Annotated in this window: 26 protein-coding genes; 19 read left to right on the forward strand and 7 right to left on the reverse strand. The window is 49.9% G+C overall.

Annotation, left to right across the window (positions count from 1 at the left end):
• The first annotated feature begins 136 nt into the window (after nucleotides 1-136).
• The 11 genes from AZF00_RS09120 to AZF00_RS09170 all read left to right on the forward strand — a co-directional run bounded on the left by AZF00_RS09120 (nucleotide 137) and on the right by AZF00_RS09170 (nucleotide 10,412).
• Nucleotides 137-1,768: a phosphoethanolamine transferase gene (locus tag AZF00_RS09120; protein ID WP_008250227.1), complete on the forward strand. Its 1,632-nt coding sequence runs from the start codon at nucleotides 137-139 to the stop codon at nucleotides 1,766-1,768.
• Nucleotides 1,755-2,507 carry a phosphatase PAP2 family protein gene (locus AZF00_RS09125; protein WP_008250225.1) on the forward strand — a complete coding sequence of 251 codons (753 nt, stop codon included), beginning with the start codon at nucleotides 1,755-1,757 and terminating at the stop codon, nucleotides 2,505-2,507. The genes AZF00_RS09120 and AZF00_RS09125 overlap by 14 nt, the downstream gene beginning before the upstream one ends.
• 564 nt (nucleotides 2,508-3,071) lie before the next feature.
• A complete protein-coding gene (locus AZF00_RS09130; protein WP_008250222.1) occupies nucleotides 3,072-3,542 on the forward strand; it encodes a Na+/H+ antiporter subunit E in 471 nt (156 codons plus the stop codon).
• Nucleotides 3,539-3,820 (forward strand): MrpF/PhaF family protein, encoded by a 282-nt coding sequence (locus AZF00_RS09135; protein WP_008250221.1) that lies wholly within the window; start codon nucleotides 3,539-3,541, stop codon nucleotides 3,818-3,820. Before AZF00_RS09130 ends, AZF00_RS09135 begins: the two co-directional genes overlap by 4 nt.
• Nucleotides 3,813-4,127: a monovalent cation/H(+) antiporter subunit G gene (mnhG, locus tag AZF00_RS09140; protein WP_008250219.1), complete on the forward strand. Its 315-nt coding sequence runs from the start codon at nucleotides 3,813-3,815 to the stop codon at nucleotides 4,125-4,127. Before AZF00_RS09135 ends, mnhG begins: the two co-directional genes overlap by 8 nt.
• A 72-nt stretch (nucleotides 4,128-4,199) precedes the next feature.
• Complete coding sequence (locus AZF00_RS09145; protein WP_008250201.1) at nucleotides 4,200-5,153, forward strand: Na(+)/H(+) antiporter subunit B; 954 nt, start codon at nucleotides 4,200-4,202, stop codon at nucleotides 5,151-5,153.
• Nucleotides 5,150-5,506: a cation:proton antiporter subunit C gene (locus AZF00_RS09150; RefSeq protein WP_008250200.1), complete on the forward strand. Its 357-nt coding sequence runs from the start codon at nucleotides 5,150-5,152 to the stop codon at nucleotides 5,504-5,506. Before AZF00_RS09145 ends, AZF00_RS09150 begins: the two co-directional genes overlap by 4 nt.
• Nucleotides 5,500-6,975 carry a monovalent cation/H+ antiporter subunit D family protein gene (locus AZF00_RS09155; protein ID WP_008250199.1) on the forward strand — a complete coding sequence of 492 codons (1,476 nt, stop codon included), beginning with the start codon at nucleotides 5,500-5,502 and terminating at the stop codon, nucleotides 6,973-6,975. Before AZF00_RS09150 ends, AZF00_RS09155 begins: the two co-directional genes overlap by 7 nt.
• Nucleotides 6,975-8,450, forward strand: coding sequence for a proton-conducting transporter transmembrane domain-containing protein (locus AZF00_RS09160; protein ID WP_008250197.1), 1,476 nt, complete (start codon nucleotides 6,975-6,977; stop codon nucleotides 8,448-8,450). The genes AZF00_RS09155 and AZF00_RS09160 overlap by 1 nt, the downstream gene beginning before the upstream one ends.
• Nucleotides 8,447-8,731 (forward strand): hypothetical protein, encoded by a 285-nt coding sequence (locus tag AZF00_RS09165; protein WP_008250195.1) that lies wholly within the window; start codon nucleotides 8,447-8,449, stop codon nucleotides 8,729-8,731. Before AZF00_RS09160 ends, AZF00_RS09165 begins: the two co-directional genes overlap by 4 nt.
• Complete coding sequence (locus tag AZF00_RS09170) at nucleotides 8,718-10,412, forward strand: Na(+)/H(+) antiporter subunit D (RefSeq protein ID WP_008250192.1); 1,695 nt, start codon at nucleotides 8,718-8,720, stop codon at nucleotides 10,410-10,412. The genes AZF00_RS09165 and AZF00_RS09170 overlap by 14 nt, the downstream gene beginning before the upstream one ends.
• 301 nt (nucleotides 10,413-10,713) lie before the next feature.
• Here AZF00_RS09170 and gspG read toward each other — a convergent pair whose 3' ends face one another.
• The 7 genes from gspG to AZF00_RS09205 all read right to left on the reverse strand — a co-directional run bounded on the left by gspG (nucleotide 10,714) and on the right by AZF00_RS09205 (nucleotide 16,802).
• Nucleotides 10,714-11,217, reverse strand: a complete 504-nt coding sequence (gspG, locus tag AZF00_RS09175) for a type II secretion system major pseudopilin GspG (protein WP_050985193.1) — start codon at nucleotides 11,215-11,217, stop codon at nucleotides 10,714-10,716.
• Between the two features lie 11 nt (nucleotides 11,218-11,228).
• Nucleotides 11,229-12,257, reverse strand: a complete 1,029-nt coding sequence (gene sohB / locus AZF00_RS09180) for a protease SohB (RefSeq protein WP_008250189.1) — start codon at nucleotides 12,255-12,257, stop codon at nucleotides 11,229-11,231.
• Nucleotides 12,258-12,317: 60 nt separating this feature from the next.
• The gene (locus tag AZF00_RS09185; protein WP_008250187.1) at nucleotides 12,318-12,965 is read right to left on the reverse strand and encodes a hypothetical protein; all 648 of its coding nucleotides are present in this window, start codon (nucleotides 12,963-12,965) and stop codon (nucleotides 12,318-12,320) included.
• A gap of 13 nt (nucleotides 12,966-12,978) precedes the next feature.
• Nucleotides 12,979-14,694: a FimL-related protein gene (locus AZF00_RS09190; RefSeq protein ID WP_062383602.1), complete on the reverse strand. Its 1,716-nt coding sequence runs from the start codon at nucleotides 14,692-14,694 to the stop codon at nucleotides 12,979-12,981.
• A 149-nt stretch (nucleotides 14,695-14,843) separates the two neighbouring features.
• A complete protein-coding gene (gene dnaQ / locus AZF00_RS09195; RefSeq protein WP_062383605.1) occupies nucleotides 14,844-15,575 on the reverse strand; it encodes a DNA polymerase III subunit epsilon in 732 nt (243 codons plus the stop codon).
• 2 nt (nucleotides 15,576-15,577) lie between these two features.
• Nucleotides 15,578-16,030 (reverse strand): ribonuclease HI, encoded by a 453-nt coding sequence (gene rnhA, locus AZF00_RS09200; RefSeq protein WP_062383608.1) that lies wholly within the window; start codon nucleotides 16,028-16,030, stop codon nucleotides 15,578-15,580.
• Nucleotides 16,023-16,802: a class I SAM-dependent methyltransferase gene (locus tag AZF00_RS09205; RefSeq protein WP_008250178.1), complete on the reverse strand. Its 780-nt coding sequence runs from the start codon at nucleotides 16,800-16,802 to the stop codon at nucleotides 16,023-16,025. The genes rnhA and AZF00_RS09205 overlap by 8 nt, the downstream gene beginning before the upstream one ends.
• 83 nt (nucleotides 16,803-16,885) lie before the next feature.
• On the opposite strand from AZF00_RS09205, the gene gloB reads away from it, so the two are divergent.
• From gloB to AZF00_RS09245, 8 genes are all read left to right on the forward strand, one after another.
• Complete coding sequence (gene gloB / locus AZF00_RS09210) at nucleotides 16,886-17,665, forward strand: hydroxyacylglutathione hydrolase (RefSeq protein ID WP_008250176.1); 780 nt, start codon at nucleotides 16,886-16,888, stop codon at nucleotides 17,663-17,665.
• Between the two features lie 177 nt (nucleotides 17,666-17,842).
• On the forward strand, nucleotides 17,843-19,426 hold the full coding sequence (locus tag AZF00_RS09215) for a lytic transglycosylase (RefSeq protein WP_008250174.1): 1,584 nt from the start codon (nucleotides 17,843-17,845) through the stop codon (nucleotides 19,424-19,426).
• A gap of 53 nt (nucleotides 19,427-19,479) precedes the next feature.
• On the forward strand, nucleotides 19,480-20,511 hold the full coding sequence (locus tag AZF00_RS09220; RefSeq protein ID WP_008250173.1) for an ABC transporter permease subunit: 1,032 nt from the start codon (nucleotides 19,480-19,482) through the stop codon (nucleotides 20,509-20,511).
• Complete coding sequence (locus AZF00_RS09225; protein WP_008250172.1) at nucleotides 20,508-21,560, forward strand: ABC transporter permease; 1,053 nt, start codon at nucleotides 20,508-20,510, stop codon at nucleotides 21,558-21,560. The genes AZF00_RS09220 and AZF00_RS09225 overlap by 4 nt, the downstream gene beginning before the upstream one ends.
• Entirely contained in the window at nucleotides 21,553-23,355 is a 1,803-nt protein-coding gene (locus tag AZF00_RS09230; protein WP_008250171.1) for an extracellular solute-binding protein, read from the forward strand. The genes AZF00_RS09225 and AZF00_RS09230 overlap by 8 nt, the downstream gene beginning before the upstream one ends.
• On the forward strand, nucleotides 23,352-24,350 hold the full coding sequence (locus tag AZF00_RS09235) for an ABC transporter ATP-binding protein (protein ID WP_008250166.1): 999 nt from the start codon (nucleotides 23,352-23,354) through the stop codon (nucleotides 24,348-24,350). The genes AZF00_RS09230 and AZF00_RS09235 overlap by 4 nt, the downstream gene beginning before the upstream one ends.
• Nucleotides 24,320-25,354, forward strand: coding sequence for an ABC transporter ATP-binding protein (locus AZF00_RS09240; RefSeq protein ID WP_231856201.1), 1,035 nt, complete (start codon nucleotides 24,320-24,322; stop codon nucleotides 25,352-25,354). Before AZF00_RS09235 ends, AZF00_RS09240 begins: the two co-directional genes overlap by 31 nt.
• Before the next feature lie 184 nt (nucleotides 25,355-25,538).
• Nucleotides 25,539-26,627: an AraC family transcriptional regulator gene (locus AZF00_RS09245; RefSeq protein WP_050985192.1), complete on the forward strand. Its 1,089-nt coding sequence runs from the start codon at nucleotides 25,539-25,541 to the stop codon at nucleotides 26,625-26,627.
• Nucleotides 26,628-26,634 lie beyond the last annotated feature (7 nt).

A 26,634-nucleotide genomic window follows, 5' to 3' on the forward strand; every position in this document is an offset into this window, starting at 1 on the left:
CCTTATATTAGAAAACCCAGTTGATTTACCCCAATACAGTTAATCACCCTACACTGCGAATCAGCTAACTTACCAATGCGCGTGATTTGGCTCTGTGAATCATCAATCGGGCCAGCGCGCACCACAGAGAAGCCTTATGTCTTTGCTTTATCGCTTAAGCCCAAACCGTATTATTATCGCCGCCGCATTATTCCTTGTTGCCACCGCAAACCTGACGTTTTTCAGGGCCGTACTCGCGCTATATCCTCTGGCAGATAATTTTGGTTTTGTGGCGTCGCTAGCGATTTTATTAGCGGCTTGTTTGACGCTCCTAATGTCGGTGTTCAGTTTGGCGTTGCCTTGGCGATGGACCGTCAGCCTGTTTTTATTGACTGCCGCTGCTAGTTCGTATTTTTCTGATCAGTTCGGCACGGTTATCGATTTGGATATGATTCGTAATGTGTATGAAACTGACGCCGCAGAATCTATGGATTTGTTCAGTAGCGGTCTTATTTTCCGTGTGTTTTTCCTTGGTATTGTTCCTGTCGCCTTGCTTTGGTGGCTCCCAACACCAGTGACTGGCTTCGTTCGCCAGAAGGCCTTTCATGCGCTCACTGGCTTGTTAGCTGTGGGCATTATGGCTATTTGCGTGTTTGGTTTCAGCAGCCAATACGCAAGTTTTTTCAGGGAGCACAAGACAGTTCGATACTATGTTAGTCCGGCATATCCTATTTACTCGGCCATACAGTTTGCCGCCAGCTTTGCGCCAAGCTCTGCCCCGCTCCCGTTTATGGCCTTAGATGCGGTGGCAAATATTTTGGAATCCGAAGATGCCCACGCGGAGTTAGTGATTCTCGTGGTTGGTGAAACTGCGCGCGCAGACCATTTCTCTTTAAACGGCTACCCTCGAGCCACCAACCCACGGCTTAGCCTCGAGGCTAATATAATCAGTTTCAGCAATATCCACTCTTGTGGCACGTCTACGGCGATATCCGTACCGTGTATGTTTTCGTACTCAGCCCATGATGGTTTTGACGTAAAAAGTGCGAGAAACACCGAAAACGGTCTGGATTTGCTGCAAAAGGCCGGTGTAAATGTGCTGTGGCGAGACAATAACTCGGACTCTAAAGGCGTGGCCGACCGGGTGCCATTTGAAAATTTTCGCAGCGCTGAGTTAAACCCTGTCTGCGACGATGAGTGTCGCGACATAGGCATGCTAGACGGCTTGCAGGGCTATATTGACGCTAAAAGTGGCGATATTTTGATTGTGTTACACCAAATGGGCAGTCATGGCCCCGCCTACCACCGTCGCTACCCGGCGGAGTTTGAAAAATTCACCCCTGCTTGTCACTCAAACGAACTCGCCAATTGCACCCAAGATGAGATTGTAAATGCCTATGATAATACAATTCTCTACACCGACTATTTCCTTTCCGAGGTCATCGCGCTGCTAAAGGCCAATTCGCCAAAGTATGAGGCGGTTATGTTCTATGTTAGCGACCACGGTGAATCCTTAGGCGAGTCGGGTATTTATTTGCACGGCATGCCCTATAGCTTTGCTCCCGAGGCCCAGACGCATGTTCCGGTCATCGCGTGGATAAGTCCATCATCAGATATTGATTACGCGCAGTCACTGGCATTAAGAGATCAAGCAAACTCCCACGACGTGGTGTTTGACACGCTACTAGACGTGTTTGAAGTGACAACTGAGCTATTGCCCGCTGCCGAAGTAAAGTTGGTGGTTCTGGAGGACGAAGAAGACGAGAACGATCACAATGTCGCCCGCTAAGCATATTCAATACGCTCTGATTGCACTCACCGCAGTAACATTGTGCTTTGAGTTGAGTAATTTGGATTTATGGATTCAGGGGTTCTTTTACAATGCCAGTAGTCAGCATTGGCTATTTCAAATCGACGGCAACCCCTGGCGTCATTTTTTCTTTTACGATGCTCCTAAAAAGCTTTTACTCCTTTTTGAGCTTGCGCTTTTAGTCAGCTTACTGTTTTTTCGCAAAGCGCCACTTGTCCAACAATATCATCGTGGCTTGCTTATTGTGTTGCTTGCCTTGCCTCTTGGCCCAGCCGCCGTATCCTCATTAAAAGGTACTACGAACGTCGCCTGCCCTTATGCACTTAGTGAGTACGGCGGCAAGCTTCCCTATCTCAAATTATTTGAAAGCTACCCTGCCGAAAAGCAGCCAGCAAAGCAGCAGCGATGCTTCCCCGCCGGTCACGCCAGCGGCGGCTTTGCCCTGTTGGCGCTTTATTATTTGCCTAAGTCTCGGCGTCGACGGCGCCAAATGCTAGGTATAGCGCTAACAGCCGGTTGGGCGATGGGTGGATATAAAATGCTCCTTGGCCACCATTTTTTTAGTCATACACTGGTCTCGATGCTGCTGTGCTGGTTGGTAACAAATTGCATCGCCTTACTAGTAACACCGACCTTGGGCCTTACCGAACGGGGTTCATTCCGCAACAAGGCGTCTCGTGTTAAATTGGCAAGTTTGTTTGAAAAAACGAGCCAATAACGCTTAGCTGCAAATTGCTGAAAATGCCTTCCCCAGCGAGCAAAAAATATAACGCCACACCGGCAAACGCCGCTTATAAAGCTACCATCTGCACTGTCAAGCTATAAAACGATTACTCGCCATACTACACCCCGCAGTACAGCCTATGATTTGGGCTCCATGTAAGATGAATTAAACCCCGCCCAGCTTGAAACGGCGACGAGCCTTTTCGTCTACTGCATGACTAAGCCAAACGCTTGTTTATAAAGGCTACTTTACGCTAAGCTTGGGCATCTTTTGTCGGCAGCCCTTAGAACTGAATGTCCCGTTTGCGGGCAGGCGAACCTGTAGCAGGATTGTTTACAGTGTAAACGCCGCTGAGCGTCATTATAGATTGAGTTCAAAAGGGAAATGAGCATCCGAGCATTAAAAAGCGAACGTTATTGCTTACTCAACAATGCTAAGCGTGCTAAATTTGCCAAACTTAATTTGGATGGATGCTCACGAGCTTAGTGAGCTGATGCAAATATTAACGACCAGCAGCTGTTGCCGCGATTAATACCAAGAAAAATACTTAAGGCCTCTATGAAACATACGGTTAGTATTTCTGCGCTATTAGCCACTATATGGCTCGCCAATTCTGGCCACTACACCGGCTTGTTGCTGTCCTTTGGTGCAGTGTCTGTAGCATTGGTCGTCTGGGTCTGTCATCGCATGGACGTCGTTGACCACGAGTCGCAGCCTGTCCACTTAACCCGCCATCTACCTCGGTATTATAGTTGGCTGGTAGCGCAGATCATTATCAGTAATATCGACGTAGTAAAGCGCATTTGGTTAGGTAGCAGCACTATCTCCCCAGGTACGAGGCGCTTTCCTGTAAAGCAAAAGACTGATATTGGACGGGTTGTTTACGCTAATTCGATCAATCTTACGCCCGGAACAATTTCCGTAGAACTTTCCGACACCGAGGTTTTAGTACACGGCCTCACTCAAGCCAACCTTAATGATCTCGACGCGGGTGAAATGTCCCGTCGGGTGGATCTATTGGAAAAATGATGCTGGCTGTAACAACCTTCACCCTCATACTGGTTATGGCAATGGCGCTGATTCGGGGCTTTGCTGGCCCTAGTATCTTCGACCGTGTGCTTGCCGCGAATTTATTTGGCACCAAAACGGTTCTACTTATTGCTGTGCTGGGCTTTTTGTTCGGAAGACCAGAGTTTCTGGATATTGCGCTGCTCTACGCGCTAATGAATTTCATCAGTGTGATCGCAATTTTGCGCTACTTTGAACACACTCAGAAAGCTGAGGAAGGTCGCTCTGCCGATGAATGATGCAATAGGATTCCTAAGTGGTGCGCTGCTTCTTTTAGGCAGCTTCTTGATTTTTACTGGCGCGCTGGGGGTATTGCGATTTCCCGACACCCTCAGCCGCATGCATGCAGCAGGTGTTACTGAAACGCTTGCCACTACCCTGCTTCTCATGGGTTTAATGCTATTGGCTGGCTGGAGCTTGGTTCTTCTCAAGCTGATTATGATTCTATTGTTCATTTTGTTTACCAGCCCCACATCCAGCCATGCTTTAGCGAAAGCGGTTTGGCGCCATCAAGAGCACGAAACAAAGGGAGGTCGCCATGACTAATCATAACAATGGCACCGCTGCGGCGGGGAGGGTTTCCCCATAGAACTATTTATCGATCTTGCTTTGCTAAGCATGTTGTTTGCTACCGCAATAGGGATTGTGCTCAGCCGCGACCTGATTGCGGTCGTTATGCTGACCGGTATTTACGGTTTTTTGTCGGCGAGTTTCTTTGTTCTCATGGACGCCGTCGACGTTGCCTTTACCGAGGCTGCTGTAGGAGCAGGCATATCACCACTGCTGATGCTACTAACATTAGCGATGGTCGGGCGTAAGGAGCAAGCCAACCGCAGTCGTAATTTTTTTGCATTGATGCTGGTAACAATCACTGGCGCACTACTGATTATCGGCACTTTTGGTATGCCAGAATTTGGCTCAGCCAATGCGCCAGCCCATACGCATGTAGCCCCGCGCTATATAGAACAATCTGGGGCCGAAATAGGCATACCCAATATTGTTACCTCTGTGCTGGCCAGCTATCGTGGCTTTGATACCTTTGGGGAAGTCGCCGTAATTTTCACCGCAGGTATCGGCGTTTTGTCTTTGCTCATGTTAAAGCCTGCGCCGAGCCAAGTCCCCCTAAGCAATGGGGCTCGGCACCACACGGTATTGCGTATCGTCAGTAAAATCTTAATTCCGCCAATTCTGTTATTTGCGCTTTATGTTCAGTTTCACGGTGACTACGGTCCTGGTGGCGGCTTTCAAGCCGGCGTGATCTTCGCTGCGGGCATTATTTTATACACCATGTTTTTCGGCGTAGATGTCGCCCAACAAGTAGTAAGCTCCGCTGTTTTAAGGGTTCTGGCTGCTTTCGGTGTATTGCTTTACGGATCCGTGGGGCTGGTCTCCATGCTTAACGGTGGTGAGTTCTTAAATTACTCAGTGCTGGCAGAGAATCCTCTTACCGGTCAACACATTGGCATCCTTGTTATCGAGCTTGGCGTTGGCATCACGGTGGCAGCTGTCATGGTGATGATTTTTTATTGCTTCGCCGGACAACAGAGTAAGCAAGTAGAGGCAGAGGAATGACCTTATTAATGTCCCACTACAACTATTGGATTGTTGTAGCACTGATGATGGTTGGTTTCTTCATCGTGATAGCACAAGGTAATTTGGTTAAAAAGATCGTTGGTTTAAATATTTTTCAAACCTCGGTTTTTATTCTTTATATCAGTGCAGGAAAAATACACGGCGGCAGCGCCCCTATTCTGAATGACAGCATCACCGTTTATTCAAACCCCCTGCCCCATGTTCTCATCCTCACCGCGATCGTAGTCGGGATTGCCACCACCGCATTGGGGCTGGCACTCGTGATAAGAATCAATAAAGCCTACGGCACTATTGAAGAGTCTGAAATTCAGCAGCGAGACCATTCGTGTTAAGCCATTTACCCATTCTACAAGTTATTCTGCCACTGCTCGGCGCACCCGCTTGCCTGATTTTAGGCCGCGGCAAACTCGCTTGGCTATTCGCCTTGCTTATCAGCGCCCTCAGTTTTTGTATCGCCGCCATGCTGCTGCATACGGTCTACCATCATGGCGTAATTAGCTACGCCTTAGGTGGTTGGCAAGCGCCCTGGGGTATCGAGTACCGCATTGATTTACTCAATGCTTGGCTACTATTGATTGTTTCTGGCAGTAGCACGGTTGCGTTACTGGCCGCGCAGAGCAGCATTAACGTTGAAATTGCCCCAGAAAAGCAAACTATCTTTTTTGTCGCTTGGCTGCTTTGCCTCGCGGGCTTACTGGGGATATTAGCCACCGGGGACGCGTTTAACGTCTTTGTTTTTTTAGAAGTTTCATCGCTGTCTACTTATACCTTGATCTCGCTAGGGCCAAAGAGAGAGAGCCTGTGGGCCGCCTTTCGTTACTTGATCATGGGCACAATCGGCGCGACCTTTATTTTGATTGGTATCGGTCTCATGTACATCATGACCGGCACCCTCAATATGCAGGACTTAGCCCAACGTCTGCCATTAGCCAGTGATTCCTCTACGGTATTTACTGCCTATGCGTTTATTCTCGTGGGCATCAGTTTAAAGCTCGCCCTGTTTCCACTTCACCTTTGGCTACCTAACGCCTACACCCACGCGCCATCAATCGTTACTACATTCTTGGCTGCAAGCGCCACCAAAGTCGCGCTGTACCTGATGATCCGTTTCACTTACACGGTATTCCCCAGTCACTTCAGCCAAATCGACATCCCACTTGAGGAAATTTTCATTGTATTGGGTATCACTGGGGTAATCGGCGCGTCGATTGCCGCTATTTATCAGGCGGAAGTTAAGCGCGCTATAGCCTACTCCAGTGTCGCTCAGGTCGGTTATATGGTTGTTGGCCTAGGGATTGGCGGCGTCCTCGGATTACAGGCCACGTTGTTGCACGTATTCAATCATGCATTAATGAAAGCCACTCTGTTTATGGCACTCGCGGCAATCGCTTGCCGCATCGGCGCTACCACCCTGACGTCAATGCAGGGCTTGGGTCGAAAAATGCCATGGACCAGCTTCGGTTTTGTGGTTGGCGGACTCAGTATAATCGGTGTTCCGCTTACCGCAGGCTTTATCAGCAAATGGTATCTGGTGTCGGCGGCGGCGCTGTCTGACCGCTGGTTATTAGTGTTACTGATCATGATTGGCTCGCTACTCGCGATCGTTTACATCTGGCGGGTTGTAGAGGCGCTGTACTTTAAACCAGCTACTGACAGCAAACCCCTCAAGGAAGCTCCATTGGCAATGCTACTGGCTCTCTGGTTACTGGTATTCGGTAATATTTATTTTGGCATTGATACGCGCTTGCCGGTGTCCATAAGCGCCGAAGCGGCAATAGCATTGCAGGAGGGACGCCCATAATGAGCGCACCAAATATGCTAATTGACGCCGCCATATTCACGCCATTACTCGCTGTGGTCGGCATACTCGCTTTTGCCCGCATGCCTAATCTGCGCGAAGCGGTATCCATACTCGCCGGCTTGGCATTGCTGTTGATTAACGTCGAGCTGTACAACAGTTTTAACGAAGGGCAATCACTGACCCGCCACTGGGTAGATATCGTGCCTGGGCTGAGCTTGAGTTTTAAAATTGATGCCATGGGACTGTTGTTTAGCCTCGTGGCCAGCTTGCTGTGGCCGGTAACCACCTTGTACGCCATTGGTTATATGCGCGGCCACAAAGAGGACAATCAAACCCGTTTCTACGTCTGTTTTGCGGTTGCCATTGCGGCGGTCATGGCAATTGCCTATGCAGAAAACCTATTTACCCTGTTTGTTTTTTATGAAGTTCTGTCGCTGTGCACGTACCCGCTAGTGACCCATGCCGGTACCGAAAAAGCCAAACAGGGAGGCCGGATTTATCTCGGGATATTGATGGGCACATCTGTTGCCTTCTTCCTACCCGCCATCATTGTGACGTGGCTGGTTGCGGGCACCCTAGATTTCCAAGCTGGCGGGGTATTCCCCGAGCAAACGGGCATCGCATTATTGTCGGTATTGCTGGTGCTGTATGTTTTTGGCGTTGCCAAAGCAGCGGTAATGCCCTTTCATCGCTGGTTACCAGCGGCGATGGTCGCCCCTACCCCGGTTAGCGCCCTGCTCCATGCGGTGGCGGTAGTTAAGGCCGGGGTATTTAGCCTCGTGAAGATATTGGTCTTTATCTTTGGTCTAGACACCCTCCAGCAAATTCCCGCAACCGATTACCTGCTATATCTTGCCGGTGCGGGCGTCGTGCTGGCGTCACTGGTGGCGCTTCGTCAAGATAATCTCAAGGCGAGACTGGCCTATTCAACGGTCAGCCAGCTCGGCTATATCACGGTCGGCGCACTGCTTGCGGTTGAAAGCGGCGTGGTGGGCAGCGCGATGCATATCGCCACACACGCAGTGGGTAAAATAACCCTGTTCTTCTGTGCTGGCGCAATCCTAGTGGCCAGCCATAAAAGTAATATCAGCGAGATGGCGGGCCTTGGCCGACGGATGCCAATCACCATGATTGCCTTCTTCATTGCCTCACTCAGTATAATCGGCTTGCCGCCCACGGCGGGAACCTGGAGCAAGTGGTGGTTACTCACCGCGACGCTAGAAACAGATCAAATGGTATTAATGGCCGTGCTGTTACTCAGCTCCCTGCTGAACATCGCCTACCTACTGCCGATACCGCTACGCGCTTTCTTTCCTAGCGTCCCACATGCTGACGGGCCAGTGGCCATTAAAGAGGCGCCCACAGCGTCGCTTATTGCCCTATGTATCACGGCTGGCGCCTGTATTTTATTATTTTTCTTTCCCAACCCGCTTTTCGAGTTGGTATCCCAGATTTTCACCGAGGGATCGCAATGAGCCACTCCCAGGATTTTTTTGATCGCCCAGAGACACTGCGCTGGATACTTCGTAGCCTTTACGCTATTTGCGCCGTGCTGTTTGGATTAGATTTCGTCATTCACCGCCACTCTGTGCACCCCTGGGAGGGTCTGTATGGTTTTTATCCGGTATACGGCTTTATTGGCTGCGTCGTACTTGTGCTCGTTGCTAAGTGGATGCGCAAAGGTTTGATGCGCGGTGAAGATTATTATCAGCAAGTAAACCAAAGCGCGAAGGAGGAAACTCATGTTGGGGATTGAGTTACCGCCGTTTCTAATTTTTTACCTTGGCGCGTTAATCGCCTTAGTTGGCGGCGCGACATGGCGTGGCCCTGCCTTAATTGTGGTTGTTGTTGTCAGCGCCTTAAACCTCTGGCAGCTGCCGAGCGGTTTTGGTCTTGAAACTCAATTAATGGGTATGGCGCTCAAGCCAATTCATATCGACCGTTTAAGCCTGTTGTTTGGCTATTTATTTCATATCGCGGCCTTGATCAGTGTTATTTATTCCCTGCACATTAAGGATAAAACGCAGCAGGTCGCAGCGATGCTTTACGCTGGCAGCGCATTAGGGGCGGTATTTGCGGGCGATTTGCTGACTTTATTCATTTTTTGGGAAATGCTGGCGGTCACCTCGGTCTTTTTGATCTGGGCGCGTCGTACAGATACCGCTTACAGCGCCGGTATGCGTTACCTAATCATCCAGGTAATCTCGGGGCTGCTACTGCTGGTCGGTATCATTCTCTATTTCAAACAGAACGGCAGTCTGATGTTTACTGAAATCGGACTCGATTCAATTGCCAGTTGGTTTATGTTCTTGGCATTTGGTATCAAATGCGCGTTCCCGTTTTTTCATAACTGGCTAACCGATGCCTACCCAGAAGCGACCCCAACCGGTACCGTATTTTTGAGCGCATTCACCACCAAGGTTGCGGTGTATGCAATGGCCAGGGGCTTCCCTGGCACCGAAATGCTGGTTTATATCGGCGCGACAATGGCGTGTTTCCCGATATTCTTTGCTGTTATTGAAAATGACCTCCGCCGAGTCCTCGCCTACAGCTTAGTCAACCAGCTGGGCTTTATGATGGTTGGCATCGGTATCGGCACGGAGTTAGGTATTAATGGCGCAGTTGCCCACGCCTTTAACGACGTTATTTTTAAAGGTTTATTGTTCATGTCCATGGGCGCGGTGCTATACCGCACTGGGCGCATTAACGGCTCTGAACTGGGCGGTTTATACAAGTCGATGCCCAAAACAGCCATACTCTGTATTGTTGGCGCGGCGTCGATATCGGCATTCCCGTTGTTCAGCGGATTTGTCAGCAAATCCATGATCATGTCGGCAGCGCTTAAAGAGCACTTTAACATTGTGTGGCTACTGCTATTATTCGCTTCGGCTGGGGTATTCCATCACGCAGGTATCAAAATCCCCTACTTTGCGTTTTTCGCGCACGACTCTGGTATTCGCTGTAAAGAAGCACCTTGGAATATGCTACTCGCAATGAGTATCGCGGCGACCCTGTGTCTTGCGATCGGTATCTTTCCGCAACTACTTTACCAACACCTGCCGTTCCCAACGGATTACAGTGCTTATGATGTGAGCCATATTCTCACTCAGACCCAGCTTCTGTTTTTCTCTGCATTGGCGTTTGTTTGGCTGAACCTAAAAGGTATGTATCCGCCAGAATTGCCGTCTACTAATTTAGATTTCGATTGGATGTATCGACGGCCCCTGCCGCGGCTAATCAATGCCTGTGGTCGCTTAGTAAATCGTGTGGATCTCACTATTCGCAGTCGCATTATGGGCATTGGCAATACTCTCGAGCAGCGTTTAGCCGCGCTTAATAGCGGCGAAGGGGTTTTTTCCCGCACGATATCTATTAGTAGTATGGCGGCATGGATGGTGACCTTACTTGCTTTGCTGTTAATTATTCGCTTCTTCTAACGCCCAGCATGCGTAACACGATGTTTGCGGGCGATGCCCTAAGGGAATGGAAGGGATAACGCTGCGAAGTAGCAGTAAGACCTTAACTCGCACCGCACACACGCTTTAACGCAAAACTAAAGCACTCATCTCTCGCCATGCCCAATTAACTGGTGTGGCGAGAGAATAGCTGAACGTCCGCTCTATCCAGTGCTTAACACAACTGGCGAAGCCTCTTCGTAAATAAGCAGTATCAGATGAATGCCAAAAGTAGCTCAGGGATATGGCTTTTCAAACGGCAGAATTGAGTCGCGAAGAATGATTAGTGTTCATCACTCTGGTAACTAACACTCAAATCAGCATTTTGTCCTTTACCCCCAATTTTAGCATCAGCACCTAAGCTCCTTATTTCAAAGCCTGGCGGTGCATCAGAGCTAAGGTAGCGATAGGCTTTCTTCCACGGATCATGAATCAGTGTTTCACGATTTATGTATGGGCCGTTCCACTTCTCGGCTAGGGGTTCAATCTCTGGCGGGTAGTACAGGGCCATTAAGCCCTGTTCGCTGCTTGGGTAGCGTTTATTGTCGAGTTTGTACTGATGCAATGCCATGGAAATGCGGCGAAAATCGCTGTTCACCTGCTCTTTAAGCGCGGTGTCGATACGCTTATTTACAATAACGCTGATGAAAATAACGATACCGCTACTGATGGCGAGCACCAATGCAACTTCCCAGAGTTTAATGCCCCGCTGTCGTTTTATTGACGTCGGCGCATTCTCCAAAGAAGGCTTAGACTGCGGTTTCAATCGATATAACTTCAAATGCAAGATACAGGCGCCTAAAACCTGTTTTGGCTCAATTTAGCGAGCAAAGACGACAGTGTACGATTTATTGCGCCTTCCGCTGCAAAGCCCAAGCGCTCTGATAAGCTGCGCTTTTGACGGTAACTAACGGCGTATATATCACTGTCCGCACGCTGGCTTAATAAATAGTCGTCACTGGTACGAATCTCGTCAACCAGCTTCACTTCAAGCGCTTTAGAGCCGTACCACACCTCCCCTGTTGCAATATTTTCAATTTCCAATTGTGGGCGGTTTTCACTCACAAACTCTTTGAACAGGATATGGGTTTCTTCAAGCTCTTCTATGAACTTTTTGCGACCTTCCTCAGTGTTTTCGCCCACCATCGTCAAGGTGCGCTTGTGAGCCCCTGCTGTGTGTAATTCTATATCGACGTCATGCTTTTTCAGCAGACGATTAAAGTTCGGCAGTTGTGCAACGACACCAATCGAGCCAATAACAGCAAAAGGCGCAGACATAATTCGGTTGCCAATGCAGGCCATCATATAACCGCCACTTGCGGCGACGCGGTCGATGGCGATTGTTAGTGGGATCCCATGGGCGCGAATACGCTGTAATTGCGAAGCCGCCAAGCCGTAGCTATGCACCATGCCGCCGGGGCTTTCTAGGCGCAGCAGTATCTCGTCTTCAGGTCGGGCGACAGTCAGGATGGCTGAAATCTCGTGGCGCAAAAATTCGACATCCGAAGCACTCACATCGCCGTCGAAATCAAGGACATAAAGGCGCTTGCGGTGTTGATCGGCATTTTTCTTGGCATCGGCCTTAAGTTGCTTCTTTTTGGCCTTACGTTCTTTTTTAAAACTGTCTTCGTCAAGAATTTCAAACTTCAGTAAGTCTTCCCAATCTTCATAGCGGTGATTGAGCGTCGTCACCTCTATATGGCCGTCAGTGCCCTCTTTTTTGTTGCGCTGACTCGCCACCGCGATAGCGCTAACAATCACAACAAAAGCAACGACCACAGTGATGGATTTGGCTAGAAACAAGCCGTATTCCAGTAGAAATTCCAAAAAAGTACTCCCAGAGAGGTTTTAAAAGTGCCACATATTCATACGGCGAGGTAGTTTAAGTCAAGCAGGCCAATTGCGTAAGGCTTTGACCGCTATTGGGTTTTCGGGGCGAATAAAGAGTCCACTGCGGCCGAGGTAGACGGCAAATTGGGCACCGTCGACCATAGGCGCGAAAACCGCATTGCCGTAATTGGCCTCCACCCACTTGTGGAAAAAATCATTGCTACGCAATAAGTCCCACACATCAAGTGGCTCAGAAAGGCTCAGTAAATACACTGTGCGAGGGGCATTGCGCTCGTTTTCTATATCGGCGTATCGACCCAGCAAGCGCTCTAAGCGGTATAGATTATCAAAACCCAGGCGTGCGGCAGGAAGCTGCCAGCGCATCACACGGCTATCAATCTGCCACTGGTCACCCATTAACAAATAGGATTGCAGTGGCTGGTCATTAAGGGTGTCGACACTCACCAAAAATTGCTTTGGGTCTTTGTTCGCGCCAACGAAGACCCGGGCGACCATGGTTTCATCGGCTAGATTGCGATAGCTCAATACGTCTTTACTGATAAGAATAACGCCGGTGGTAAAGCCAAACGTCAGTACGACAGCAAGCGCCCCGCTGAAGAAATGTCGGCGCAAACGCAGCACGGCTAGGAAACACAGCAATAATCCCGCGCCGGAAATAAGTATAAGAATATAATCCAAGGTCATAGTGCTAAGGTCATCAGATAGTGACTTGCTTGGGCGCGAGCAGCAGTGCAACACTGTCTTCTGCTACTTGCAGTATACGCTCATCGGCAATATGTCGGCGCCCAAATTCGGTGAGAAAGTACTCAATACTGATCATCGCATCCGCCAAGGTCTCTAGAGATTGGACATCTTTGGCGGGATTAATTTGGCTCCGCTCAACAAAGCCGCGAATAAACTCCGTTGCTCCGCCAGTGACTTCGGGTAGCTTCGCGACCCCAATCATGTAAAACGCGCCCCGCACTGAATTTAGTAATTGGGGTAAATTCGAAATATGAGTACTGTCAAAATCAGACTCAATATAGGCAGAGATAGCCCGTTTCACCATGCCGATGGCCGCCTTAGACTCATCAATCACAATACTGCGGGCCTCACTAAGCTGGTTGTCGGCACTGATCGCATCACGGCGCTCAATGCTTAAATCACCGAGGTCCTCATAATTTAACTTGCGGCGGTCAATCTGGGCCAGGCTGCCGTCAATAAACAGCAGGGTCTCCGCTAAATCTTCTAATTGGCTGCGCTCTTGAACTAAATCTCGTCCAATCAGGCTTTCTAAGGCACTTGTATGCTCGTTTAGGCTGCCGGCAAATGCGGGTAAATTCAAAACCAATAAAATGTCGGCACTTTGTTTTAACACGGCGACAAGTGGCCGAATTTCATCTTCATCACTGCGTTGATGTTGAGCCAGTAACTCTAAGACATCTTTGGCGTGGCGCAATTCTCCGCGAAGTTCGTTAATAACAGAGGAAACCGTGTCATAGCTCAAACCTAGCATCAATTTACGCAATGAGCATATTTGCTCATCATTGATCTCGGCGGCTTCAATCTGCGCCACTTTCATGATTTTACCGGTCATACCGTCACGATACGCGCTAATTGTCAGCAAATACCGTAACTCTTGTTCCAGCACTTCGTTTAGGGTCAAACGATTCTTAATACGGCCGCGCAGCTGCCCTTCTAAGCCGGCAAGCACCTTTTTCCGATGCGCATTAAGTTCTAGGCCATTATTAACAAACGCTTCCAGTACGGCGTCAGCAAGCAGCCAAAACCGCTGTTGGGGGCCTGGCTCTACAACATTACACAGACGCCGAACCGCTCGCGACATTATGATGAGTTGCAGCGGAATTTGCGCGTCGCGTAGCAAACCCAATAAACCAGTTTGGTAAAGGTGGCGGATACGTTTTAAGGCAATGTCTAACTCCGCGCCAGTCAATGGATTACTGCGCAAACGAATATTGGAGTCGCGGCTAAATAAGGGGCTCGCCGCCGCATCAAAATAGCTGTCCGGCAATAAAAGCTGACTGTGGGCCGCGCGCAATTCATTAGCGTGAGACAAAGCCATAAGCGGAATGTCGGCATGCCGCGATTGCACAAACTCTAAATATCGGGGTAACACAAAGAACGCCGTACTAAGGGCGTTTAACTGGCCTTCTGGGACAGCTGTTGTGCTATTTAAGATCGCGTGACTCAGTGAGCGCATTTCATCGGCAAGTAACGCGGCACCGGGGATTTGCAAAAGGCGCAGCGTACCGCCAATTTGGCGCAGATCGACTTCGCATTGTTCTAATAAGCTTAGGTTGTGGCGTTCAGACAAAAACGTTTCAAAAACATTAGTGGCTTGCTGCAGGGTTTTACCGAGTTCTTCGGCCACAACTGCGTAAGAGCTGGTATTGATTTCCACTTTCAGTGCCACACAATTTCCTTATAGCCCGCCGGGCCGTCATCAAGTTTTGCTTTGACTTAGTCATTTAACTAGCGGTTATTTATAGACTATTTAGCACTAAACGACTGAGAAGCACAGCACTATTGAGGAAATTTACCTAACACAGCATAGTAAAAGTCTCAGTTTTCGACGCTGACCGGGCACTGCCAGACACAGTTACCACCACTGCTTTTATCAATTTCTGCCAACTGTTTTTGGTGTAAGGCGAGTTCATCGCTGCTCGCCATAATGACGCGAGGCCGCTTTTGGATACTGGTAATTTGACGATGCTCACCGGCAACGCCGCCCTCGCCCTGTTGGGACCCATCGTCAGCCGCGAGTGATAAGGCCGTCTGCCCACCGGTCATCAGCAAGTAGACGTCTGCCAGGATCTCAGCGTCTAGCAGCGCGCCGTGTAAGTCACGCTGGGAATTGTCAACATAATAGCGTGAACATAAGGCATCGAGACTATTGCGTTGGCCAGGATGCTTTTGTCGCGCCATGACCAAGGTGTCAACTACACCGCATATGGACGCTATTTTGGGGGTGTTGCGTGCCAAGTATTTAAACTCAGCATCGAGGAAACCAATATCAAAGGGCGCGTTGTGAATAACGAGCTCGGCACCGCGAATAAAGTCCAAAAAATCATCGGCAATTTGGGCAAAAAGGGGCTTGTCCTTGAGCATGTCATTAGTAATACCATGCACTTCAATCGCCCCGGCTTCGACCTCGCGATCGGGATTTATATACTGGTGGTAATGACGACCAGTGAGCTTGCGGTCGACCAGCTCCACGCAGCCTATTTCAATAATACGGTGGCCCTGGCCTGGATCTAAGCCTGTTGTTTCCGTATCTAAGACAATTTGCCGCATATTCAGGCACCCCTCATTTCATCAATACCGCGATTCGCCAAGGCGTCCGCAATGTCATTCTCGCGGTGTCCACTATGTCCCTTCACCCAACGCCAATCAACCTTGTGGATTTGCGCCGCGGCATCTAATTGCTGCCACAGATCGGCATTTTTCACGGCTTGTTTGGCGGCTGTTTTCCAGCCACGCTTTTTCCAGTTCACCATCCACTCGGTTATGCCTTGGCGCACATATTGTGAATCTGTCGTCAAAACCACCTCGCAGGGACGCTTTAAGGCGCGCAGCGCTTCAATCGCGGCCATTAACTCCATGCGATTATTGGTAGTTTGAGGCTCTCCGCCAAACAGCTTGTGCTCTTTGCCCTGATAGCGCAGTAGCGCACCCCAGCCGCCTGGCCCGGGATTGCCGCGACAGGCGCCGTCGGTAAAAATTTCAACCTGTTCTGGGGCGTCACTCATAATCTGCTCGTGCTTTAATGTTTCGAGTAGCTCCGACCATCGCAGGATGACGAAGAATTTTAGCGCGGCTCATGGGTTTTTCTTGGGTCGGGGTCATGGGCGCGCGGTATTTTGTCGCGCTCAGCACAAAAACACCACCCATTGGTAACTTTTTCGATGCAGCTTTGTGCGCCATAAAGAAGTTAGGGGTATTTAAAGGTAGGCGGTGGAAAGCATATTCGACGATATTGACCTCAAAACCTAATAACGACAGCCAGTCGCTAATGCGGTGCAAACTTAAGGTGTGGTTTTGCCACATAGGGCTGCGTTTGAGGCGACCGAGGTATCCGCGCATCGCCAGTGGAGAATATGGGTTAATGCCACAAATCACCACCTTGCCGTGGGGCACGATCACCCGTTCAACTTCGCGCAGAACGCGATGAGGGTCGCCGACAAACTCCAGCAAATGGTGCAATAGCACCACATCTTGCGACTCGTTAGCGACGGGCAGCTCCTCAAAGTCACATACCACGTCTAGCACTTGGCTCAAGCCGTAATGACCGATGCCACCCAGGCAAAATTGACGCTGATACACATTAATATCAATCGGGCAGCGGTCGGGAATTACACTCAAATTGAGAAGATTATACTTGGCGGTGCTGGTATCACTGATCGCGCCCGCAATTAAAGCGCGCTCTTCCGCCAAAACTGTGCGACCAACATTGCTTTGAAACCAGCCCCTTAGGGCAGGTAACAATACGTCGGGAGCGTGCTGTATTCGCCATTTCGCCATATTATTCCTCCACAAAACATTCCGGGGCCTACTATTGCAGGTCGTGACCAGAATGTTTAAGCTGCGCTGTCGGTCCAAAAATAATGATTATGTTATCAATATCACCCATACCTGCTTTTAGCGACAACTATATCTGGTGTGTCGCCCACGACGGAGAGGCAATTATTGTCGATCCTGGCGATGCTGCGCCGGTACTAAAATACCTAGAAGAGCATCAGTTAAAGCTTAGCGCAATTCTGATTACGCATCACCACTACGACCACGTTAACGGTATTGAGTTGCTAAGTGAGCATTACCCTCAGGCACCAGTGTACGGGCCTAAAAATCAATGCCTAGGCATTACCCAGCGAATGACTCATGGCCAGACGCTCCAATTATTCGGCCATCGTGTCGAGGTCATCGCGGTACCAGGGCATACATTAGATCACATTGCTTACTACATCTCAGACTGTGCCCCCAACCCCCTGCTATTCTGCGGCGACACTTTGTTCGCAGGTGGTTGCGGGCGATTGTTTGAGGGCACTGCGGAACAAATGCTGGGGTCCTTAGGACTAATCTCCGCTTTACCCACCAATACGGCGGTGTATTGCGCGCACGAATACACCTTGAGCAATCTTCGTTTTGCTCAAGCAGTAGAACCGTCGAATCAAGACTTAGAACACCGGATTGCAGACGCGAGTCGTCGGCGTGCAGAGGGCCTACCCACTGTACCGTCTATATTGGCACTAGAGTTGCTGACCAATCCATTCCTGAGAACAGGAAAAAGTACAGTGCAGGCCAGCGTAAACGCCCACACTGAAGGTAAGTGTCGGGAAGAAAAGGATATTTTTGCAAATCTACGGAAATGGAAGGATGACTTTTGAATACTACAACTGAATAATTGCACTATTATGAAAATAAAAAGCTACATATACAGAATCACAATTGGTGCACTTTTGCTATCACTGGTGACGGCTTGCGCCCAGACACCCCAGCGGCGTGCCGTCCGCACAGCTAGCGATGCACGCTACTGTGAAAAAGCTGAAAACCGAACGTCAAGCATGTGCAAGTACCAGCGCAATGTTGAACGTAGAAAGCAAACTGGAGACCCCGCAAACTATACACTCCAGGGTTTACCAAAATATTACAGCAGCAACAGTAAAAATCTCCCGACGCGCCCAAAATCCGTCGAAGAAGTAAAGAAAAGCCGCCCCACACCTACGGCCGTAGCCAATGTAACCCCACAAAAAGCAGCGAAAACCGCCCGTCCAGAGGAACTCTGGATCCGACTTGCACGGGAACTCAGTTTTGGTGACCTAACTAAACAAGAAGCCGTGGAGGAGCGCGAAGAATGGTACGCTGAACACGCATATTACCTCGCCAATGTTAGCAAGCGCGCCGCCCGCTACATTTTTTATATTCTCGAAAACCTTGAATCCAGGGGCATGCCGGCGGACCTCGCCCTGCTACCTTTTGTTGAAAGCTCCTACGACCCATTTGCCTACTCCCACGGCCGGGCATCAGGCTTGTGGCAATTCATACCAAGTACCGCTAAACACGTCGGCTTAGAGCAAAATTGGTGGTATGACGGTCGTCGCGACGTTATTTCTGCAACAGATGCCGCACTTGATTACCTAAATGATTTAAATAAGCGCTTCGACGGCGATTGGCTTCTCACCCTAGCCGCTTACAATGCTGGTGCTGGCACTGTTAACAAAGCCATCAACAAAAACACGCGAAAAGGTCTACCGACCGATTTTTGGTCGCTGAACTTGCCCAAAGAAACCGAGAACTACGTTCCTAAGATGCTCGCACTGGTTAAAATCTTCCAAAATCCGGCCAGTTACAATTTAACGCTGCCAAAGGTTCCCAATAGTGCGCACTTTGTTGCCGTAGACACCGGCACTCAAATCGACTTGGCCCAAGCAGCAAAACTCGCGGAGATCAGTGTTGACGAATTATACCGCCTAAACCCCGGTTTCAACCGCTGGGTAACCGCGCCTGACGGCCCGCACCGATTACTGATCCCTACCCGTAAATCCAAGGCATTTAAACAGCGTCTAGCCAAAGTTCCACCCAGAGACCGCGTGCGTTGGCAGCGCTATACTGTAGAGCGCGGTGACAACCTAATTGGTATTTCCCGGGAGCACCATGTTGATGTTGCAACCTTAAGGGCGAGCAACCAGCTCGACAAAGACCTTTTAAAAGTGGGTCAAGTACTGCTTATACCTGATGCTGGCAACGGATTATCGCCCCTGAAGGGATTAAATCGCGGCCAAGCCAGCAGCGACGCCAGTCGCCTACAGCACACGGTAGCCAGCGGCGATACCATCAGCGATATTGCTGACAAGTACGGCGTGAAATCAACACAAATTAACAACTGGAATAAGTTGGCGAGTAACGCCACGATTCGTCCCGGCCAAAAGCTCGTTATTTGGGGCAAGGCGCCCAATACCAGCAACCAGGGAATTATCCGTAAAGTTGGTTACAAGGTTCGCAATGGAGATTCTTTATCACTCATTGCCAGTCGCTTCAATTTACGCATCCGCGACATTGCTGAATGGAACTCGATTAAAACCAGCCAATATTTGCGTCCTGGACAATCGCTAACCTTGTATGTTGACATTACCCACGCAGACCTTTGATGGGTTTGATATAGTATACGCCCCATAGCGCGACTCAGGTTTTTGCTGCATTTATGACAGGCTATTTTGTTCGCCGTTTTTTATTAATTATTCCCACCTTTATTGGCATTACCTTATTGGTATTCGCAGTCACCCGGCTAGTTCCTGGTGGGCCTATCGAACAATTAATGATTCAGGCGCAGCTTGGTGGCGAAACGGGATCGTTGCAGCGCAGTCAAGGCGGCGGCACCCTCTCTGACGAGCAGCTTGCTGAACTAAAGCACTACTACGGTTTTGACCAGCCCATGCTCAGCAGCTATGTGCGCTGGCTTAAACAAGTTGTGCAATTCGATTTAGGTACCTCTACCCGCTATCAAGACCCAGTGTGGCAAATAATAAAAGAGCGATTTCCGGTCTCAATATTCTATGGCGTATGCACCCTCGTGCTCACGTACTTAGTCTGTATACCCCTGGGGCTCGCCAAGGGCATGTATCACGGCAGCGCGCTAGATAGCTGGTCATCGGCGCTTGTGTTTTTGGGCTACGCCCTACCCAGTTACGTGATCGGTATCGCGCTCATTTCTTTATTTGCGGGATACTGGGATTGGTTTCCTCTCGGCGGCTTTATTAGTGACGACTATGATGAGCTTTCGCCGCTTGCCAAAGCGGGCGACATTTTCCATCACGCGGCACTGCCACTCATCGCCTATTTAGCGGGCAGTTTTGCTGTTACCACGCTTATGATGAAAAACGCCTTAATGGATAATTTGTCAGCTGATTATATGCGCACTGCCGCAGCCAAAGGTCTGAGCCGCAGCGCCAGTGTCAGTGGCCATGCGCTGCGCAATAGCTTAATTCCCGTCGCAACCTCGTTTGGCAACAATATTTCATTGCTCTTGGGTGGCTCATTTTTGATAGAAACCATTTTCAATATCGACGGCATCGGATTACTGGGTTACGAAGCCATTGTTGAGCGGGACTACCCAATTGTGATGGGTATTCTGGTTATCTCGTCGCTTCTTTATTTGCTGGGCAATATCCTCTCCGATATTTGCGTCGCGTTGGTGGACCCCCGCATTCGCTTTGGCGGAGGGAGTAGCACATGAGTATTTTTACCCTGCGCAACCCAGTTGCCAAAAAGCGCTGGCAGCGCTTTCGGCAGTCCAAACGCGGCTTTTACTCGACGTGGATTCTTCTCGTGTTAACCCTAGGCAGCTTTGGTGCCGAGCTCATTGCCAGTAATCGGGCGTTACTGGTGGTCTATGAAAATCAATGGTATTTCCCCACATTCGGCGATGTTCGCAGTGGTAAGGAATTCGGCTTAGATTACAGTTACGAAGTGAACTACCGTGAGCTGCAAAATCAACTCAGCGAGAGCGGCAATGGCTGGGTGTTAATGCCGCTAATTCCATATAGCCCCTTGGAAACGGATTTGATTGCTGGCGATTTCCCTCCCCATGCGCCCTCTTTAAGCACCGGGCATTACCTGGGCACTGACACCAGTGGCCGCGATGTTGCTGCTCGTTTGCTTTACGGCTTCCGCACGGCGATTGTCTTTTCCCTACTACTTTTGGTGTTTAATTACGCGATTGGCGTGGCGATAGGCTGTTTAATGGGCTTTTGGGGCGGCGCCTTTGACTTGATCTTTCAACGCATAATTGAAATTTGGTCAAACATCCCCTTTCTGTATGTCATTATGATTGTGGCTTCAATTATTACGCCCAGTTTCTGGAGCCTGCTATTTATCATGGCCTTTTTCGGCTGGACCGCAATGACCTGGTATATGCGAACCGCCACCTATAAAGAAGTCGCACGTGACTATGTAATGGCGGCTAGGGCAATCGGTGCCTCTGGCAGTCGAATTGTTTTTCGTCACATTTTACCCAATAGCGTATCGACCTTGGTTACCTTTATCCCCTTCTCTGTTGCCTCGGGCATCACCTCGCTCACCGCATTGGATTATCTGGGCTTTGGCTTGCCACCGCCGGTTTCAAGTTGGGGTGAACTGCTCAAACAAGGCACCGAGAATTTGGAATCATTGTGGTTAGTAGGCTCGGTCGTTATCGCCATGACGGTTATTTTAATGCTCGTCGCCTATATCGGCGAAGCCATTCGCGATGCCTATGACCCAAGGCAATTTAGCTACTATGAATAAATTTGTATTCCTGCTGCTTTTAGCTGTTTTTAACACGTCCCTTGTGCATGCATTACCAAGTGCACTGCCCGACGGGCTGAAGTGGCAAAGCAATCTGAGCGATCCGATATTTGCAGACCCCCGCGCGAAACCGGGCGGCCGATACCGAACCTTTGTCACCACCTTCCCGTTAACACTGAGGTTGGTGGGGCCAGATTCTAATGGCAGTTTTGCCGGCTATATGCGGGCCAATAATCTGAGCCTTGTGGGCATACACCCCAATACATTGAACCCACTACCCGAACTCGCTACTCACTGGGCGTTTGGCGACGACGGCCACAGCATCTATTTTCGTTTAGACCCCGACGCTCGATGGTCGGACGGCAAGCCGGTCACTGCCGACGATTACGTTTTTGGTCTAGAGTTTATGCGCTCGAAATTTATTCTGGCGCCGTGGTATAACAATTATTTCAGCGAGGTCATAACCGATCTTGTTAAATATGACGACCACACCATAGGTATTGAAGGCGCAGTGGCCAAGCCACAAGATGAAATGCTATTTGAATACAGCGTATCTCCCGTGCCAAAGCACTTTCACACCCTAGATGAAAATTGGGTTAGAGATTATAACTGGCGTGTAGAGCCGAACACTGGCCCCTATATTATCAGCGAGATTCGCAAAGGAAAGTACGTTGAATTTAGCCGCAAAAAGGACTGGTGGGCAAACGATAAACGCTATTTCAAATACCGTTATAATCCAGATCATTTGCGAGTAAAACTTATTCGCGACATTAATATTGCCTACCAGTATTTCCGCAAAGGCGAGCTAGATAACTTTCCCCTGCTGATGCCCCGTTTTTGGCATAAAAAGGCGCAAGGCGATATCTACGAAAAGGGCTATGTCGGCAAAATTAAGTTTTACAACGATGTGCCACAGCCAATCAGCGGGCTGTTTCTGAACGAAGATGCCAGGCCGCTCGACGACATCAATGTGCGCTACGGTATTGCCCATGCACTCAATGTCGATAAAGTGATCAATACCGTATTACATGGCGACTACGAAAGACTACAAAGCGCCCACGAGGGCTATGGCGACTATACCAACACCAAAATTCGCGCCCGCGAATTTGATCTTAAAAAAGCCGGTGAATACCTTGATAAAGCCGGTTGGGACACGCGGAATAAAAACGGCATACGTGTTAAAGACGGACAGCCGCTGAGTATTCGCATCACCTATTACAATAGCGGCCACAATGACCGCCTGGTGATCTTGAGTCAGGAGGCGCTCAAGGCTGGGATTGAGTTTAAACTGCAGCTACTCGACCCGTCGGCGGCCTTCAAGCAAATAATGGAAAATAAACATCAGGCTGCATGGATGGGCTGGTCTGGTGGCGGATTGTCGCCGAGATACTGGGAGTTTTACCATTCTGATAACGCCCATATATCTCAGACCAATAATGTCACGAACACTGACAACCCCCTCATGGACGCTAAAATCATGGCCTATCGCAAGGGCACCGATAAAGCCGAGCGCGTTAAGCTTGCCCATGAGCTTGAGCAAATGATCCACGATCAGGGTTCGTTTATCCCAACCTTCAAAGTCCCTTATACCCGCGAGGCGTATTGGCGCTGGCTAAAATTGCCGCAAGCTTACGGGACTCGCACGAGTGATTCATTGTTTGATCCACTGGGCGGCAGTGGCGGTTTGTTTTGGATAGATAAGCAAGCCCGACGGGACATCCTAAAGGCTAAAGACGACGGAGACTCCCTGCCCCCTGAAATCATCGTGGACAAAACGTGGGTAATCGCACCATGAGTTTGCTATCGGTTGAACAATTGAGCGTCGCGATTCGCGGTGACGATGGCATACAGCGCGAATTGGTAAGCGCAATCTCTTTCGCGATTGCCTCCGGTCGAACAATGGGGCTCGTTGGCGAATCTGGCTGTGGTAAGAGCCTTACCGCAATGGCAATACTCGATTTACTGCCCAAGCCGCAAGCTTTGCGCAGCGGTGGTAAAATACTTTTCAATGGCGATGACTTGAGTCAGTTAAGCAATAAGGCTTTACGCCAGATCCGCGGCCACAAAATTGCGGTTATATTTCAGGACCCCATGAGTGCCCTGAATCCAGTACAGCAAATTGGCCGTCAGATTATGGAAGTGCTGAAATTGCATTTCCCCAAGCAGTCCAACGCAATTCACCGCGCCCGGGTTTTAGAGCTATTGACGGAGGTAGGCATTCCCGCGCCGGCAGAACGCCTCAATGCCTACCCCCATCAATTGTCTGGTGGCATGCGTCAACGGGTCATGATCGCCATGGCACTGGCCTGCGAGCCAGAGCTACTCATCGCCGATGAGCCGACCACCGCGCTCGACGTGACGATACAAGCGCAAATCGTCAGATTATTGAAAAAACTCCAAGCAAAAAATGGCATGGCCATGCTTTTTATCACCCATGATCTGGCGCTGGTGTCCCAGCTTAGCGACCACATAGCGGTGATGTACGCGGGTAAAATAGTCGAATACGGCCCCGCTGCGCAGATATTTAGTCAGGCACGCCACCCCTATACCCAAGGTTTGCTCGCCTCGCTGCCTGGGGCGGGTCATCCGCCCAAATCACGTCTGCACAGTTTAGAGGGGCAAGTCCCCGCAATCGACAATATGCCTGCGGGCTGTCGGTTCGCCAACCGCTGTCGCTATGCCCAAGACATTTGTCAAACGCCCCCGGCTAACGAAATCATCACAAAACGGGCCGACAGCCAAGAGGAAGTAAGCGTCGCATGTCATTTATGGAGAAGCATCTCGCCATGAGCGTGAACAACGGCAAGGCAATTCTTACAGTAAATGATCTGCAACTGCACTTTGGCCAGGGCGGCGGGCTATTCCGTCCCTCGCGCACTTATCTGCGCGCCGTAGACGGCGTCAGCTTTAAACTGTATGAAGGCGAAACCCTCGGTTTAGTGGGTGAATCTGGTTGCGGCAAAAGCAGTCTCGCCAAAGCGCTATTGAATTTGCATAAGCCCACAGCTGGTTCTGTCCGCTACGGTGGGGCCGATATAGCTGGCCTCACAGATAGCGCAATGCGTAAATATCGCCGCGCCTTGCAAATGATTTTTCAAGATCCCTTTGAGTCCTTAAATAGCCGCCACACCGTTGAGGTAATTCTTGAGGAGCCGCTCATCATCCACAAAGTTGGTGATCGAGAAAGCCGTCGTCAACGGGTGGCGGAATTGCTGGCAATGGTTGGCCTGCCGTTAAGCGCAGCCAGTAAATACCCCCATGAATTTTCCGGTGGCCAACGCCAGCGCATTGGCATTGCTCGGGCCATTGCGCTGGAGCCCAAGGTTTTAATCTGCGACGAAGCGGTATCCGCACTCGATGTCTCGGTGCAGGCGCAAATTCTGAATCTGCTCTTGGATATTCAGCAAAAACTTAAACTCAGCATCATTTTTATTTCCCATGATCTAGCGGTAGTGCGACACATGAGTGATCGCATTGCGGTAATGTACTTAGGTCAAATAGTCGAAATCGCCGATGCCGAGTCAATCTATAGCCAGCCAAGACACCCTTACACCCAGGGCCTGTTAGCGTCGATTCCCCGACTAGGTGAAACGTCACCCATTGACGCGCAGATCAGTGGCGATCTCCCCTCGCCTATTGCACCGCCCTCGGGCTGCCGCTTTCACACCCGCTGCCCACATCGGCAAACACGCTGCGAACAAGATGCCCCAACACTACAAGCCGATGACGGCAGCGAGCACGCGACCGCCTGCCACTTCTGGCCTGAAATCACGGCCGCGCGGCAGCGCTCATGAAGTGAATCTGGGGTTTAAACTCAGTGCTAAGGCAGGCACAGGGGATATTTAATCCATTTTTACAGTGATACGCGGTAAACTTGTCGTCCTGAGTAAACAAGACCGTCACCCTTTCAGCAGGCTATTTGTGCGTAACAGTTATTCCCCCCATAAAGATCGCGTACCGCTTAAATATGCGCGCAGTATGCTCCAGGTTGCTGAAGCTCAGGGGTATAGCAGCGCGGAACTGCTGCGCTCACTGCAACTCTCGTTTAATCCGATGGCCGCCGGTGCCGACTTAAACAGCCTAATTGACAGCCGCGACTACAGCCAAATTTACAATCGGGTTATGTGGCTATTACAAGATGAATCATTCGGTCTAGGGCTGCAGCGGCGCACACCGGCGGGCAGTTTTAGAATGCTCTGCCTCTTTATTATTCACTGTGAAACCTTGGAGCAAGCACTGCAACGGGCGTCGGAGTTTATCAATTTTTGCCGCAGCCTTAGCGACATGCACAATACCCCAAAGCGCCCGGTCGAACGACTCAGTAATGGCACCGCCATCTACCGCTTTGCCCAAAGCGCCGAGCTGGTCGACACCACCCAGCTTCACTCCGAATTAGAGGCCAGTTACACCACGGCCAGAATGATGGCGATTTGGCGTCGGTTTTGCCAATGGCTGATAGGCAAGCCGCTCGATCTTTTAGGCGTCTATTTGCAGGCTCAGGGGCCTGACAAAGACAATTATTTTGAACAGTTATTTGGCTGTGACATATTTTACGGCAGTGAGCACAACGCATTTCTGATTGCTGAACACAATCTCGACTGCCCGTTAATCCATACAGAAGAATCTTTGCGTAAATTCCTTCGCAATGCGCCTTATCATCTCTTGGTTGCTCAAGAGGACGAAGATAGCTCATTGCTATCGCAAATGAAGCGCATCATCGGCACAGATTTAAGTCATGAGTTCCCCAGCGTTGTTGCTATGGCGGAGCAGTTGCATATGTCCGTGCGCACCCTGCGACGGCGTTTAAAAGACCTGGACACCACGTATCAACAATTTAAAGACGAGCTACGGCAAGAACACGCCTGCCGCTGGTTAAATCAGCCGGAATTAAAAATTAATGCCGTCTCCGCCCTACTCGGCTTTGATGAGCCAAGTGCTTTTCATCGTTCATTTAAAAAATGGACAGGAATGACACCGGGGGAGTACCGCGCCAGCCGCCAGCCCGAGGCCCTAAGCCAAAATCAATTGTCAACCAGCCTAGGTTCGGCACCTACTGAAGGTCTTTAATCCGTTT

Source organism: Zhongshania aliphaticivorans, assembly GCF_001586255.1.
Classification (GTDB): Bacteria; Pseudomonadota; Gammaproteobacteria; order Pseudomonadales; family Spongiibacteraceae; genus Spongiibacter; species Spongiibacter aliphaticivorans.